At 71.6% G+C, this 14,423-nt stretch carries 17 protein-coding genes; 4 read left to right on the top strand and 13 right to left on the bottom strand.

Annotated elements, in window-relative coordinates; translation table 11 throughout:
* Window positions 1-165: 165 nt before the first annotated feature.
* The 3 genes from Q7F20_RS06495 to Q7F20_RS06505 are packed head-to-tail and all read right to left on the bottom strand — an operon-like array spanning window position 166 to window position 2,721.
* Window positions 166-693: a GNAT family N-acetyltransferase gene (locus Q7F20_RS06495; protein WP_305739302.1), complete on the bottom strand. Its 528-nt coding sequence runs from the start codon at window positions 691-693 to the stop codon at window positions 166-168.
* A gap of 25 nt (window positions 694-718) precedes the next feature.
* Window positions 719-1,996 (bottom strand): ABC transporter permease, encoded by a 1,278-nt coding sequence (locus Q7F20_RS06500; RefSeq protein WP_305739303.1) that lies wholly within the window; start codon window positions 1,994-1,996, stop codon window positions 719-721.
* On the bottom strand, window positions 1,993-2,721 hold the full coding sequence (locus tag Q7F20_RS06505) for an ABC transporter ATP-binding protein (protein WP_305739304.1): 729 nt from the start codon (window positions 2,719-2,721) through the stop codon (window positions 1,993-1,995). The genes Q7F20_RS06500 and Q7F20_RS06505 overlap by 4 nt, the downstream gene beginning before the upstream one ends.
* Window positions 2,722-2,801: 80 nt before the next feature.
* Between Q7F20_RS06505 and Q7F20_RS06510 the strand changes: the two genes are divergently transcribed.
* The gene (locus Q7F20_RS06510) at window positions 2,802-3,467 is read left to right on the top strand and encodes a TetR/AcrR family transcriptional regulator (protein ID WP_305739305.1); all 666 of its coding nucleotides are present in this window, start codon (window positions 2,802-2,804) and stop codon (window positions 3,465-3,467) included.
* 40 nt (window positions 3,468-3,507) lie between these two features.
* Window positions 3,508-5,082, top strand: coding sequence for a glycosyltransferase family 39 protein (locus Q7F20_RS06515; RefSeq protein WP_305739306.1), 1,575 nt, complete (start codon window positions 3,508-3,510; stop codon window positions 5,080-5,082).
* On the opposite strand, the gene Q7F20_RS06520 is transcribed toward Q7F20_RS06515, so the two are convergent.
* The 7 genes from Q7F20_RS06520 to Q7F20_RS06550 form a co-directional block, all read right to left on the bottom strand.
* On the bottom strand, window positions 5,069-6,151 hold the full coding sequence (locus Q7F20_RS06520; protein WP_305739307.1) for a glycine betaine ABC transporter substrate-binding protein: 1,083 nt from the start codon (window positions 6,149-6,151) through the stop codon (window positions 5,069-5,071). The genes Q7F20_RS06515 and Q7F20_RS06520 overlap by 14 nt on opposite strands.
* Window positions 6,148-6,909, bottom strand: coding sequence for an ABC transporter permease (locus Q7F20_RS06525; protein WP_305739308.1), 762 nt, complete (start codon window positions 6,907-6,909; stop codon window positions 6,148-6,150). The genes Q7F20_RS06520 and Q7F20_RS06525 overlap by 4 nt, the downstream gene beginning before the upstream one ends.
* Window positions 6,906-8,174, bottom strand: coding sequence for an ABC transporter ATP-binding protein (locus Q7F20_RS06530; RefSeq protein WP_305739309.1), 1,269 nt, complete (start codon window positions 8,172-8,174; stop codon window positions 6,906-6,908). Before Q7F20_RS06530 ends, Q7F20_RS06525 begins: the two co-directional genes overlap by 4 nt.
* On the bottom strand, window positions 8,161-8,808 hold the full coding sequence (locus Q7F20_RS06535; protein ID WP_305739310.1) for an ABC transporter permease: 648 nt from the start codon (window positions 8,806-8,808) through the stop codon (window positions 8,161-8,163). The genes Q7F20_RS06530 and Q7F20_RS06535 overlap by 14 nt, the downstream gene beginning before the upstream one ends.
* Before the next feature lie 208 nt (window positions 8,809-9,016).
* A complete protein-coding gene (locus Q7F20_RS06540; RefSeq protein ID WP_305739311.1) occupies window positions 9,017-9,712 on the bottom strand; it encodes a DinB family protein in 696 nt (231 codons plus the stop codon).
* Entirely contained in the window at window positions 9,709-10,320 is a 612-nt protein-coding gene (locus Q7F20_RS06545; protein WP_305739312.1) for a hypothetical protein, read from the bottom strand. Before Q7F20_RS06545 ends, Q7F20_RS06540 begins: the two co-directional genes overlap by 4 nt.
* Window positions 10,321-10,380: 60 nt before the next feature.
* Window positions 10,381-11,259 (bottom strand): phosphotransferase, encoded by an 879-nt coding sequence (locus tag Q7F20_RS06550; protein ID WP_305739313.1) that lies wholly within the window; start codon window positions 11,257-11,259, stop codon window positions 10,381-10,383.
* Window positions 11,260-11,449: 190 nt separating this feature from the next.
* On the opposite strand from Q7F20_RS06550, the gene Q7F20_RS06555 reads away from it, so the two are divergent.
* Complete coding sequence (locus tag Q7F20_RS06555; RefSeq protein WP_305739314.1) at window positions 11,450-11,875, top strand: hypothetical protein; 426 nt, start codon at window positions 11,450-11,452, stop codon at window positions 11,873-11,875.
* 25 nt (window positions 11,876-11,900) lie between these two features.
* Here Q7F20_RS06555 and Q7F20_RS06560 read toward each other — a convergent pair whose 3' ends face one another.
* The 3 genes from Q7F20_RS06560 to Q7F20_RS06570 form a co-directional block, all read right to left on the bottom strand.
* Complete coding sequence (locus tag Q7F20_RS06560) at window positions 11,901-12,647, bottom strand: PP2C family protein-serine/threonine phosphatase (RefSeq protein WP_305739315.1); 747 nt, start codon at window positions 12,645-12,647, stop codon at window positions 11,901-11,903.
* 75 nt (window positions 12,648-12,722) lie between these two features.
* Window positions 12,723-13,031: a GAF domain-containing protein gene (locus Q7F20_RS06565; RefSeq protein WP_305739316.1), complete on the bottom strand. Its 309-nt coding sequence runs from the start codon at window positions 13,029-13,031 to the stop codon at window positions 12,723-12,725.
* Window positions 13,028-13,804: a ThuA domain-containing protein gene (locus tag Q7F20_RS06570; protein ID WP_305739317.1), complete on the bottom strand. Its 777-nt coding sequence runs from the start codon at window positions 13,802-13,804 to the stop codon at window positions 13,028-13,030. The genes Q7F20_RS06565 and Q7F20_RS06570 overlap by 4 nt, the downstream gene beginning before the upstream one ends.
* Before the next feature lie 89 nt (window positions 13,805-13,893).
* Here Q7F20_RS06570 and Q7F20_RS06575 point away from each other — a divergent pair, with 89 nt between their 5' ends.
* Window positions 13,894-14,349, top strand: coding sequence for a DUF3817 domain-containing protein (locus Q7F20_RS06575; protein ID WP_305739318.1), 456 nt, complete (start codon window positions 13,894-13,896; stop codon window positions 14,347-14,349).
* The last annotated feature ends 74 nt before the right edge of the window (window positions 14,350-14,423 follow it).

The raw sequence follows: 14,423 nt of genomic DNA on the forward strand, positions 1-14,423 counted from the left end.
CCCCCCGGCTCCCCCCCCCCCCGCGGCCCGCCGCCCCCCCCCCGCCCCCCCCCCCCCCCCCCACCACAGCGGGGCGCGAACGCGAACGCCCGGAACCGAACGCGCGGAACCGAACGCGCGAATGCGGACGCCCGAACGCCCGGACGCGAACGCCCCCCGGACCGCTCAGAGCACGAGGCCGTACACCGCCACGTCGACCCGCACCGGCCCGAGGGGCATCGCACTGTGCAGCGTGCCCTCGTAGGTGAACCCGAGCCGCTCGGCGAGGCCGCGACTGCGCACGTTGTCGACCGCCGTCCGGATCTCGGCCCGCGCGGCGCCCCGCGCCCGAGCCACGCCGACGAGGACGGTGGCGGCACGCCGGGCGACACCCCGTCCCTCCTGGGCCGCATCGACCCAGTAGCCGAGCGACGCCTGCCCCAGGTACGGGTCGAAGGCCAGCGAGGCGGCGCCCACGACCCGGTCGTCCTGTCGGATGACGCAGGGGAGCGCGCGGTCCATCGCGTACTGGCCGAGCAGGTGTTCGGTGTGCAGGCTGATCGTCTCGACGGTCTGTTCCTGCCACGCCCACGGCTCCGCGGCACGGAGTCGTTCGGTGTTCGCGACGACGAGTTCGTGCAGCGGCCGGACAGTGGAGAGGTCGCGCAGGGTCAGCGTGTACCCGTCCCCGAGGTCCCGTCCGAACGCTGCCACCCCTCCAAGGTAGGCACGTGCGCGCCTACTCGTACCGGAGCGCCTCGATCGGGTTCTGTCGGGCCGCCCGACGTGCCGGCAACGTGCCCGCGAGGAAGGCGATGAACATCACCACGAGGATGATCGTGATCACGGAGGACGGGGCGAACTGCATGATCTGCAGGCCCGGCAGGTCCTTGAGCACCGTGCCGGCGAGGACGTTCGAGATCCCGGTGCCGAGCAGGATCGCCACGCCCGCGCCGATCGCGCTGCCGAGGAACCCGATGAACACCGCCTCGAGCGAGAACAGCGTGTAGACCTTCCCGCCGCCCATGCCCATCGCCTTCATCAGCCCGATCTCACGGGTGCGCTCCTGCACGCTCATGAGCAGCGTGTTGATGATGCCGAACCCGGCCGCGACGAGCGCGATCACGGCGAAGGCGTTGAGCACGCCGACGATGCCGTTGATGACCGTCTGGAACTGCCCGAGCTGGTCCTGGATGGTCTGGCCGGTGTACCCGTCCTTCGCCAGGGCGCTCTTCACGCTGCTCGACGACGCGCCGCTGTCGAGCGTGGCGGTGGCGCTGGCGTACGAGGTGGCGATCGACGAGGGCTTGCCGGTCTCCTGCGCGGCCTGCATCGCGTCGGTGAGCGCGGCGTTCGCACCCGCACCGCCGCCGAACAGGGACTCGTTCTGCACGCCCGCGATCGTGGCGGTCAGGGTGTGTTCCCTGCCCTGGTAGTCGTCGACGGCGATGGTCAGCTGCTTGCCGACGGCGGCCTTCGCGCTGCCGAGCCCGAGGTTCTCGAGGTAGTTCGTCGGCAGCAGCACCTGGTTGCCGGCGGAGGACGCGTCGTCGAGCTGCTTCCCGGCGGCGAGGTCGGCGTCGAGCTCCCCCGCGTTCGCCGCGATGTCGACGACGTACTTGCCCTTCGCGTCGTACTCGACCCACTTCGTGCTCAGCGCGACGGCCGGTCGGACGGTGCGTATGCCCGACACGTCCTCGATCTTCGAGACATCGGACTGCGACAGGTAGGCGAACGAGGCCGGTCCGCGGTCGACGCTCTGGCTCGACTCGTCGGGGTCGTACTTCGCCGGCCCGGAGTCGGTCGAGGTCTCGACGGCCTTGGTGATCGTCAGCGACCCGGTGTCGCCGATGGAGGCCACCTGGGTGTCGATGTAGTTGCTGACCCCGGTGCCGATGGCCGAGGTCAGGGTGATCGTGAACGCGCCGATGAAGATCGCGATCACCGTCAGCGTGGTGCGCAGCTTCGACCGGAACGTGTTCGCGACCGCGGTGCGGAAGAGGTCGAGGACGTTCATGCGGAGTGCCTTCCGTGGGTCGCCGGCGCGTCGACGACGTCGTCGCTCCCGCCCACGATGAGGCCGTCGCGCACGTTGACGCGACGGTCGCAGCGTTCGGCGAGTTCCTCGTCGTGGGTGACCACGACGAGCGTGATGCCCCGGTCGCGCTGCAGGCCGAAGAGCATGTCCTCGACCACCTGCCCGGTGTTCGTGTCGAGGTTGCCGGTCGGCTCGTCCGCGAAGATGACGCTCGGTTCGCCAACCAGTGCCCGCGCGATGACCACGCGCTGCTTCTGCCCGCCGGAGAGGTCGTTCGCGTCGTTCTTCGCCTTGTCCGCCAGGCCGAGGGCGTCGAGCGCAGCCATGCCCCGGCGCTTCCGCTCGGCACCGGAGACGCCGGCGATCTTCAACGGGAGCACGACGTTCTCGAGCACCGAGGTCTTCGGCGTGAGGAAGAACTGCTGGAAGACGAACCCGAAGGTGCTGTTCCGCGTGCGGTTCACCTGCCGCGCGCTGAGCGTGGCAGCGTCCGTGCCGTCGAGGAGCACCTGCCCTGCCGACGGCTTGTCGAGCAGCGCGAGGAGGTGCATGAGCGTGGACTTGCCGGAGCCGGACTTGCCGACGATCGCGAGGCTCTCACCCTGGTCGACCTGCAGCGACACCCCCTTGAGCGCGTCGAACCGTGTCGCGCCGCGGCCGTAGGTCCTGGCGAGGCCACGGGCCTCGAGCACGGGAGTGGTCATGTGCCCACCGTACTGTCCGCTGCACGACTGCAAGTTTGCGTTCGCTGTAGAAGTCGTCACAGCCCGGTTACAGTCGGGCCATGCCCGACACCCCGCCCGCCTCTCCTGCCTCCTCGGCCGGCTCCTCGGCCGCCTCCGGGATGGGCCTCCGCGACCGCAAGCGGCTCGAGACCCGGCACCGAATCGCCGAGGCGGCACGCACCCTCGCACTCGAACAGGACATCGACCGCACCACGATCGAGCAGATCGCGGCGCGCGCCGACGTCTCGCCCCGGACGTTCTTCAACTACTTCGAGAGCAAGGAGGACGCGGTCCTCGGGCACACCGAACTCGACCTCGCGCCCGAGACGCTCGACGCCCACCTGGCCACCGTCGCGGGGGAGCCGGCGGCACAGGCCGTGGTCGACCTGGCGTTCCTGGTGTTCGGCGAGTCCTTCGGCGACGAGCGCGAGCGGCTCGCCCGGAAGGAGGTGATCGTGCGCTTCCCGCAACTCATGCGCCGTCAGGTCTCCCGGATGACCACGGTCGCCGAGGCCATGACGGGCGCGGTCGGGACGATCCTCGAGCGCGATCCGGCCTGGGGTCCGGACGCGGCCACGCCCCAGGCGGCCGAGATGCTGCTCGGCATGTGCATGACCGGGCTGCGGAGTTCGGCCCGCCACGAGGGGTCCGACCCGGAGGAGGTCCGCGCGCGGGTCGTCGCGACGATCCGTGACACCGCGACCCGCATCGCCTCGAGTCGTTGACACAGGCGGGAGCACGCATCACACTTGATATGTGAAATTCTTGGCGCGATGGCCCCAGCCCGTGATCATCGGTTCGCTCGTGACGGCCGTCGCCTGCATCGGCATCACGGTGCCGTCCGCCTGGTCGGACGAGGCGGCGACCCTGACCAGCACCGGCCGCGGCTGGCCGGAGCTCTGGACCGAACTCGGCACGATCGACGCCGTCCACGGCTTCTACTACGCCCTGATCAGGCTGATCACGTCGGTGTTCGGGCACTCGCTCCTCACGATCCGCCTCGTCTCGGCCGTCGTCGTGGGCGTCACCGCGGCGCTGGTCGTCATCCTCGGACGGACCCTCGGCGGCCCCCGCCTCGGAGTCGCGAGCGGGATCGCGTTCGTCCTCGTGCCCCGGGTCGTGTGGGCAGCGGGCGAGGGCCGCATGTACAGCTTCGTCATGCTGGCCGCGGTCGGCTCGACCCTGCTGCTGCTCGCGGCTGCACGACGCACGGCAGCTCCGGCCCGCAGGGCATGGGCGCTGTACGGGTTGGTCGCGGCCCTCGGCGTCCTCCTCAACCTCTGGCTCGTCCTGCTCGTCGTCGCGCACGGTGCCGCCCTGCTGCTCGTGGCTCGGTCGGCCGGGCGCCGGAGCACTCTGGCCGCCTGGCGTGTCGCACCCCGTGCCCTCGCCGGGTGGACCGTGGTAGCCGGAGCCATCGGCCTCGGCACGGTCCCCTGGGCCGTCGCGCTGATGTCGCAGTCTCGGCAGGTCGCGTGGATCGAACCCGTCTCCGCCCGGACGATCCGCTTCTTCGTCGTGGACGGGTGGTTCCGATCCGCCATCGACTTCTCCCCCGAGGGCGTGCTCACACTCGCCATCGTCCCGGTCGCCTGGGCCCTGATCGGCATCGCGGTGCTCTCCACGATCCGGTCGCGCGTCCTCGACCGGCGTCGCGCGCACGGCCGGTCCGTCCGCGCAGGCTCTTCCCTGGTCGACCCGGTCCTGTTCGTCCTGCCCCTGGCGTTCCTGCCCAGTCTCCTGCTCATCACCGCCACGGCGGCCGGCATCCGGTCGTACGCGCCCCACTACGCGTCGATGAGTGCGCCGTTCGTCGCGGTGCTCCTCGCGACCGGTGTCCTCGCGCTCGGTCGCAAGTGGCTGCGCGTCCTCGCCGGCGCCCTCCTCGTGGCGACCGCGGTGCCGAACCTCGTGGCGCTGCGGCTGCCCGCGACGAAGGCCGACGGGTACTGGGCACCGACCGCCGCGACGGTTGCCGAACAGCGCAACTCCGACGACGCCGAGGGCGTGTGGTTCGGCTCGCTCGACGACGCTCCGTGGGCGAACGCGCACCTCGTCTCGATCGCCTACCCGCAGGCGTTCGACGGCATGCGCGACCTCGGCACGGTGACCGATGCAGCGCGCGACGGGCACCTCTGGGGGGCGAACGGTGAGCCGGCTCAGCTGCTCCCCGAGCGGACCGCCGGCCTCGACCGGGTGTGGTTCCTCGGCAATGAGCGGGGCGACTCCGAAGGCCGCCGGGTCGCCGCGACGCTCTCGCGACTCGGCTTCGAGCGCACGGACCGGACCGTTGTGGGCGCCGGCGTCGTCGATCGGTGGGAGCGCGTCACGGCTTCGTGATGAAGCCCTCCTCCACCATCCAGTCGAAGGCGACGTCAGCGGGCTCCCGCCCCTCGACGTCGACCTGGCGGTTCAGCTCCTGCAGCACGGCGTCGGTGAGCTTCGGCGAGATCTGGTCGTAGATGCCCTCGAGTTGCGGGTACTCCTGCAAGGTCGCCGAGTCGAGCACGGGCGCGACGTTGTACGCCGGGAAGAAGCCCTCGTCGTCCTCGAGCACGGTGAGCCCGAGCGACTTGATGCGGCCGTCGGTGGTGAAGACCTCACCGAAGTTGCACTTCCCACGGTCGGTCGCGGTGTAGACCGTCCCGGTGTCGAGGATGCTGACGTTCTTCGTCGGGATGCCGTTGTCACCCGAGCCGCCGAGCTCGAGCCCGTACTTCGCGAGCATCGGCTTGAACCCGTCGGCACGCGAGTTGAACTCCGACTCGACGCAGAACGTGCGCTCGCTGACGGGGAGCTTCGTGATGTCGGACAGGGTCGTGATGCCACCGAGCTCCGACACGGCCTCGTCGCGGACGGCGAAGGCGTACGTGTTGTTCATCGGCGCCGGCTCGAGCCACGTGAGACCGTTGCCGGCGTCTTCCTTCTTCACCGCTTCCCACTGCTCGGTCTTGTCCGGGATGCCCTCGCTGTGGCCCATGAACGTCAGCCAGGCCGTACCCGTGTACTCGTACGTGAAGTCGGCGCTGTGCGAGGTCATGAGCTCGCGGACGGCGACGCTCCCCGGCACGTTCGTCTCGTCGGTGACGTCGAACCCGGCGGCCTTCGCGGCGAGCACCGCGATCTTGCCGAGCACGAGCTGCTCGGTGAAGTTCTTCGACGTCACGGTGATGTGCGCGCCGTCCGGCAGGTCGTCGATGCGCTGGATCGAACCGGGGTCCGCGGCGGGGACGAACGACGTCGCCGGCTGCAGGCCGCAGCCGGTCAGCACGAGGGCGGCTGCGCCGGCCACAACCGTCGCGCTCGCGATGCGGCGACGGGCGGTCGGACGGGAGGCGCGGCGTGCGCCCCGCGGATCGGCACGCGTCCCACAGTTGGTCGCGCGCAGGGCGTCGGTCGCGTGGGTCATCGGAGTCCCTTCGGTCGTGCGACCGTCTCGACCACGCGGCCGATCCAGTCGATGGACAGGGCGAGGAGCGCCACCAGGAGCGCCCCGGAGACGAGGACCTTCGGCAGGAACAGGTTCACGCCCGTGGTGATGAGCAACCCGAGGCCACCGGCACCGACGAACGTCGCCAGGCTGGCGGTGCCGACGAGCAGCACCAGCGCGGTGCGGATGCCGGAGAGCATGACCGGCACGGCCAGCGGCAGCTCGACCTTCACGAGCACGCTGAACGCGCTCATGCCCATGCCGCGCCCGGCCTCGACCAGCCGCGAGTCCACGCTCTGGATGCCGATCATGGTGTTCCGGAGCACCGGCAGGATCGCGTAGAGCACGAGGGCGACGACGGCCGACCACGAGTTGAGGCCGAGCCACGCCGCGAGCAGCACGATGAGCCCGACTGCGGGTGCCGCCTGCCCGAAGTTGGCGACGGCGAGGACGTACACGCTCGCCCGGCGCAGGGGCCCGCGGGTGAGCAGGACGCCGAGCGGGATGCCGATCACGAGCACGAGCACGGTCGACTCGAGCGTCAACACCAGGTGCTGCCCGGTGAGCGCCAGGATGTCGGACGGGTTCAGGGTGCTGCGCTCGGTCGGCGTGAGGTCCGCCGTCGCGAGCCAGACCGCGAACCCCGCGAGCACCACGAGGATGGCGATCGGCTGGACGAGCAGCCCCTTCCAGCCGGTGCTGCTGCCGGCGCCCGTCCCGGCGGCGACCGCGCTCACAGGTCCTCCCCGCTCGTCGCCACCACGGGCGACGACGGCATGGTCTCGATCGGGTTCGTGTTCGTCCCGACCGGCGTGTACGCCTGCTCCTCGGCGGCAGCGGCGCGCGACCGGGTGATCGCGTCCATGACGGTCTCGACCGTGATCACGCCCTGGAAGGCTTCGCCACGGCCCGTGACGAGTGCGGCGCCGGCACTCGACACGAGCATGGTGTCGAGCGCGTCGTTCAGGGTCGCTGCTCCGCCGACGACCGGCAGGTCGGGCTCGATGCCCTCCGGGATCCGGTCGAGGCGCTCGAGCTGGCGGCGGGTCGGCCACCCGATCGGACGCTGTCGTCGGTCCACGACGACGGCGTGCCCGTGGCCGCCGGCCTCCTGCATGCGCTGCAGCACGGCCTTCGTCTCCTCGCCGGGCGAGCAGGTCACCGCCGGGGCGAGCTCGACGTCGCGGACCCGGTTCAGCGTGAGCTGCTTGAGCCCGGCGCCGGACCCGATGAAGTTCTCGACGAACTCGTTCGCCGGCTCCGCCAGGATCCGCTCGGGGGTGTCGTACTGCACGATGTGCGCGCCCTCGGTGAAGATGACGATCCAGTCGCCGAGCTTCACGGCCTCGTCGAAGTCGTGGCTGACGATCACGATCGTCTTGTGCAGCTCCTCCTGGATGCGGAGCAGCTCGTCCTGCAGTCGCTGCCGGGTGATCGGGTCGACCGCGCCGAACGGCTCGTCCATGAGCAGGACGGGCGGGTCCGCGGCGAGCGCCCGGGCGACGCCGACGCGCTGCTGCTGGCCGCCGGACAGTTCGCGCGGGAACCGGTCGCGGTACGTGTCGGGGTCGAGTGAGACGAGGTCGAGGAGCTCGTCGACGCGGGCCGCGATCTTCTCCTTCGACCACCCGAGCATCTTCGGGACGATCGCGATGTTCGCCGCGACGGTCATGTGCGGGAAGAGTCCACCGGCCTGGATCACGTAGCCCATGCGCCGACGGAGCTCGTCCGCGTCGATCCCGGTGACGTCGTCCTCGCCGACGACGATGCGCCCCTCGGTCGGCTCGATCAGGCGGTTGATCATCTTGAGGGTGGTCGTCTTGCCGCAGCCGGACGGGCCGACGAGCATGACGATCTTGCCGGCCGGGATCTCGAGCGTGATGCCGTCGACGGCGGGCTTGGTCTGGCCCGGGTACCGCTTCGTGACCTCGTCGAGCAGGATCCGGCGGCCGGTGACGTCGCCGTCGGGAACGGTGGTGGTGGCGGGGTCAGTGCTGGACACGGATACCTCTCGGGATGGTCAGACGGCCGAGGCCGAGGAGGAGCAGGTCGAGGACGAGGGCGAGCAGGACGACGCCCACCACCCCGACCGTCACGGAGTTCAGGGCGTTCGCGCCGCCGAGGCGGGACAGCCCGGAGAAGATGAAGCCGCCGAGTCCGGGGCCGAGCGCGTAGGCGGCGATCGCCGCGATCCCCATGACCATCTGCGCGGAGACCCGCACGCCGCTGAGGATGATCGGCCACGCCATCGGCAGCTCGACCTTGAGCAGGGTGCGGAACCGGCTCATGCCGATGCCCCGCGCCGACTCGACGACGGTCGGCGGGATCTCGGCGAGGCCGACGACGGCGTTGCGCAGGATCGGCAGCGTGGCGAAGAAGACGACCGTCACGACGGACGGCACGACGCCGAAGCCGAGCGGCACGATGAGCAGACCGATGACCGCGAAGGACGGGAGCGTCAGGCCGATCGCCGAGACCCCGTTCGCGACGGAGGTGAGCCGTTCGCTGCGGTAGACGAGTGTGGCGAGGACCACGGCGATGAGCGTCGCGAGCACCGTGCACTGGACCACCAGTGAGAAGTGCTGCCACGATGCGAACCAGATCTGGTCCCACCGCTCCCCGATGTACTGGAACACGCGCAGAACGCTCCCCTCCGGTCGGCCGAACGGCCCACGGATCGGGGCACGAATGGGTTCGAACCTACGCAGGGCGCGGGGGCGCTGCACAATCGAGGGGCGTCGACCGCGCAGGATCCTGCGGAATCACGAAGCCGGAAACCCCTGATCAACGGGGGATCGGCCGATCGACTCTGGGAGAACGGTAACGATCCCGAGCGGTCGTCGGCTATGCGTCGAGGTTCCGGAGTCCGGACCGTTCGGCGATGTCGACGAGGTGTTCGCGCCACGCGACCCACTCGTCGGCCGTCTTCTCGGCGAGGTTGCCGTCACCGTCGCCGGCGAGCCCGTCGAGCATCTCGCGCACGATGTCGGCGTGCCCGGCGTGCCGTGCCGTCTCGGTGACCATGTGCACGAGGATCCGGTGCAGGGTCACCTGCCGGCGGTCCTCCGGCCACCACGGCACGACCCCGATCGCGTCGAGGTCGAGCGCCTCGATCGTGGCATCGCTGTGCGCCGCGCTCCGGTGGTGGAACGCGACGATGTCGTCCATCGTCTCGTCGAGCGAGGCGTACATGTCCGCGCCGTCCTCGGCGTCGAGCCAGTCGGGTCGATCCGGCAGGGGACGGTCGAAGACCAGGCCGAAGTAGTCGGCCTGCACGGCCGCGACGTGCTTGACGAGCCCGAGCACGTTCGTCCCCGTGGGCGTGACGGGCCAGCGCGCCTGGCGTTCGGCGAGCCCGTCGAGCTTGGCGACCAGCGCCGCGCGGTGCTTCTGCAGGTACCGGTGCAGCGTCCGCTTGAGCACGTCGGCGTCGACGCCCCGCGCGGACCCTTCGTCCGACAGTGCCGACAGCCCGCTCGACGCGATGGTCGGTGCTGCCGGCGCCGGGTGGACCGCGGGGACCGGATCGGTGCTCGTCATGCCGTCGATCGTGCCACCGAACGCTCGCGGACGCGCTCCGACTCCTGCACGGCGACGCGTTCGGCCGTGAGCAGGAGCCCGGCGACCTCGCCGGCGTTCCGTGCCGGGGCGTCGTTCCAGCTGGTCAGGTCGCGCACCCGTGCCATCCGGACGTCCGGCGCCGGGCACCAGAGGACCGGGTGCCCCTCGTCGACGGCGAGCGCGTGCCACACCAGGTCGAGGGCGCGCTGGACCTGCTGCGAGTGCACGGCGTGCGGTCCTCCGGCAGCGGAGACCACCGAGCCGACCAGGCACGCGGCGACGAGGGGTCGCCCCTGCACGTCCATCGCCGCGGCACTGGAGGCCTTCCGCATCCGACCGTGCTCGTCGACGTACGCGAACCACGCGTGCTGGATCCACCCCCGTTCGATGACGCCGCGCGCCCCGGAGAGCAGCCGGGCGAGGTCGTCCAGCTCCTGCAACCGGGCTGCCACGCGGCGGTCGCGCGCTGCGGAACGGCGGGCGGAGAACCGGTCGAGGAGCCCGCGGAAGCCGGTGCGGGTCGGGGTGGACGGGACGGGAGAGGCGTCGGTGGCGACGTCGTGCTGGACGCGGAACTCGAGGGTCATGACGGCCCCTCCGATCTTCACGTGCACGGATTGGTGCGGTCACGATAGCCCCGCGCGGACTCAGTCGTCCAGCACTTCTCCGATCACCCTGCTCGCGACGGCGCGGAACGCGCGGTCGTCGGACAGGTGGAGTGCCGAACCGATCGAGACGGCCCAGGCACGCGCGCGTTCCCAGGTGTCGTCGTCGGCCGTGACGTGCGCTCGGAAGGTGCGTCGCGCCTCCCGGTCGAGCGTGAGCCACGCGGTGGCGAGGTCGACGGCCGGGTCGCCCGCCGTCACGTCGCCGAAGTCGACGACCGCCGACAGGCGGGTCCCGCCGTCCGGCGCGGTGTCGAGGAGCACGTTGAAGGGGTGCAGGTCGCCGTGCACCCAGACGGGAGGCCCGGCGTACGCGGGCAGCGCCGCCGCGGCCCGCCAGACTGCCGCGAGTTCTCGGGCCCGGGGCACGTCCGCCGTCGCGAGTCGCGTCAGGACACTGTCACTGCGCGTGGCGAGCGGCACGGCGCGGACGGGGTTGACGGGAGCGTCCGGCGGCGCGGGGACGTGCAGCAGTTCGACGAACGCGGCGAGCGCCTCGGCGACGCGGACACCGCCCGGTCGCTCGCCCGCCGGTTCGCCGGGCAGCCACCGGACCACGCTCCAGGACCACGGGTAGCCGAGCGCCGGGCGTCCGGTGCGGATCGGGTCGGGCACGGGGACGATCGGGGCGACCCGGTGCGCGATCTCCGGCAGCCACCGCTGCTCGTGCGCGATGAGCGCCGCAGCGGCCGCACGGCGGGGGAGCCGCACGGCGAGCAGGTCGCCGAGGCGGACCACGACGTTGTCCCAGCCGCTCGCCGCGACCTCGAGCGGGAGGCCCGCCAGGTCCGGGTGCTGGTCGCGCAACAGGGCGGCGACGAGCGGGACGTCGACGTCGACCTCGGCGGCGGGGGTAGGCATCGGGTCAGGGTAGCCGGGTGTGCCGCACACCCGTGAACTGGGGAGAGCCGTGCGGGGCGGCGCTCGGTAGCCTCGGAGGACCAGCGACGTGGGTGTCCATGGGGGGACCCGCGTCGTCGGGCTCTCGTCCCAGGGGGTGTCCGGGTGACGTCCGGGAACCTCTCCGGTCGGCTGCCGTACGGTTCCCGGCATGGACGGATGGCGGAACCCCGCGCGCTGGGCCCGGACGGGTCGGTGGCTGCTGCTGCCGATCGCCGTGCTCGACTGGGTCGCGCTGGCACCGCAGACCGTCGTCGTGCTGGCCTTCGCGGTCGCCGTGGTCGGTCTGGCCGGCATCGCGGCGGCGCTCGTCGCGCGGATGCTCCGACGGTCGCGTGGGGCGATGGCGGGGCTCGGGGTGGTGCTCCTGCTCGGCGGACTCGTCGTGTTCGGCCTCGATCCGTTCCCGGGGTTCTTCCCGCTCATCGACGGGTGGTGGCCGGAGTCGATCACGCAGCCCCAGGTCGTGGGGAGCGCGTACTGGCAGCTCGCCGGCCTCGGGATCGAACTCGCCGGGTTCGGCATGCTCGCGACGCTGCTGGTCGTGTCCTTGACCGCGAAGCCCGCGCGCCGCTGACGGCCCGGGCGCAGGCGGTCGGCGCTCAGTCCCGCGCGAGGACGAGGAGCGTGCCACCCGTGGCGACGGCACGCACGCGGTCCGTCAGGCCCGCGCCGTCGTCGGCACCCCGCGCCCACCCGATGAGCGTGTCGAACTCGCCCACCCCGGCCAGCAGTCCGTCGGTGCACAGGACGACACGGTCCCCCGACGCGAGGTCCAGCGCACCCGTGGTCCGCGGTGTCTGGTCCGGGTGCAGGCCGATCGGCAGGTCGTGCGACCGGAGGACCTCGGCAGCACCGTCTGCGCGCACCACGGCCGCCAGGCCGTGCCCGGCGTCCTCGTACACGGCGTGACCCGACGCGGGGTCGAGCCGCAGGTGGAAGAGCGAACCGACGGTGTCGGCGGCCGACAGATCGGCGGCGATCTGCGCCTCCAGTCCGGCCATCGCGGTCGCCATCTCGACGTCGGTCCGCGCGATCACGGCTGCCCGGACCGCGGCGGACAGGAGGGCCGAGACGCGACCGGCTGCCGGGACGGTCCCCACGGTGCAGTGCAGGCTGCCGTCGGCGGCGATCCGCCAGTCCGCGACGTCGCCGGAGTCGTCGCGGGGGAGCGACACGACCTGCAACGCGTACCCGGGGACCTCGACGGGGTCGGGGACGAGGCCGTCCACGACCCGTCGGACCCGATCACGCTCGATCGTGTGGCCGAGCTCCCGTTCCGCCCAGTGCGCGAGGTCGCGGAGCAGGTCGAGGTCCTCGTCCGCCAGGGTGCGCGGAGCGGCATCCATGATGCAGAGCGTGCCGACGCGCGTGCCGTCGAGCATCGACAGCGGGGCGCCCGCGTAGAACCGGATACCGTGCTCCTACACCGCCGCGGTGTGGGCGAACCGCGGGTCGAGGGTGGTGTCCGGGATGACCAGCGGCTCCGGGCTCAGGACGGTCGTCGCGCAGAACTGTTCGCTCGCCGGGACGCTGGAACCCTGGTGCCAGCCGAAGGTCGACTGCGTCGTGACGAGCCCGTCGTGCACGAGGTTGAGGAAGGTCAGCGGGACGCCGAAGGCCTCCTGCGTCATGCGGGTGATGCGGTCGAAGCGCTCCTCGGGACCGCTGCCGAGGACGCCGAGCGCCTCGACCACGGCCGACCGGTGCGCTGCGGCGTCGAGCTGGGTCACCCGTCCTGTCTACCCCCACCCTCGCCGAGGAACCAGTCCCGCGGGTGGGGGTCGGCGGTCAGCTCGCGTCGTTCGGACACGGGGGCCGCCCACGCGGCCGCGTTCGACAGCACCCGCTGGATGTCCGGGTGGTGGTACACCGGGTACTCCTGGTCACCGGGGGAGAAGTAGAAGACCTTCCCGAGGCCACGGCGGTAGGCGACGCCCGACCGGAACACCTCGCCGCCGGCGAACGTCGACAGGAAGACCTCCTCGTCGGGGCGCGGGATGTCGAAGTACTCGCCGTACATCTCCTGGCGGTCGATGACGATCGGGTGCGGGACGCCCGCGGCGATCGGGTGCTCGGGCGCGACGGTCCAGACGAGCTCGCGCTCCCCGTCGTTGCGCCACTTCAGCGAGCAGGTCGTGCCCATCAGGCGCTTGAACGGCTTCGAGTAGTGGCCGGAGTGCAGCACGACGAGGCCCATGCCCGCGTGCACCGCGTCGACCACCAGGTCGACGACGGCGTCGCTGACCTCGTCGTGGGCGGCGTGGCCCCACCAGAAGAGGACGTCGGTGGCGGCCAGGCGCTCGGCGGTGATGCCGTGGTCGGGCTCCTGCAGCGTGGCGGTGCTCACGTCGGCGTCGGGGTGGTGTTCGCGGAGCGCGGCGGCGATCACGGTGTGCATGCCGTCGGGGTAGTGCCCGACGACCGTCGCGTCACCGCGGGTCTCGTGCACGTTCTCGTTCCAGACGACGATGTTCAGGGGACGGGATTCGGTCGGCGTCGACATGCCTCCCACGCTAGTCCGCCTGGTCGTCGAATCGATACGACCGCCGGAGTGTCGGGGCTTTCCCGGGAGACGTCCGCGACGATGTCCGCATGACTCCCCGCTCCCTGTTCCGCGCCGCCGCGGTCGCCGAACTCGTGACCTGGACCATGCTCATCGCCGGGATGGTGCTGAAGTACGGCCTCGACGCCGGCGACTGGGGCGTCCGGATCGGGGGCGGCGTGCACGGGTTCGTGTTCCTGGCGTACCTCGTGGTGACGACCGTCGTCGCGGTGAACCGACGGTGGTCGTTCGGTGCGCTCGTGCTCGGGTGGGCGAGTGCGGTGGTGCCGTACGCGACGGTGCCGTTCGAGGTCGCCGTGGCTCGGCGCGGGATGCTCGAGGGGCCGTGGCGACGCGGATCCGAGGGGCCCGCCGGCTTCTGGGACCGCCTGCTCTTCTTCGTGGTGCGGCGCCCGGTGGTGTCGATCGGCATCGGCGTCGTGGCGGTCGCCCTGGTGTTCTCCGGCCTGCTCGTCGTGGGGCCGCCGGTGCCCGCGCGCGACTGACGCGCCCCCAGCGCCGACGCCCCACGGACGGACGGGAGGCGCGGTGCCAGCCGGCACCGCGCCTCCCGTCACAG

The organism is Curtobacterium sp. A7_M15, assembly GCF_030705415.1.
GTDB lineage: Bacteria > Actinomycetota > Actinomycetes > Actinomycetales > Microbacteriaceae > Curtobacterium.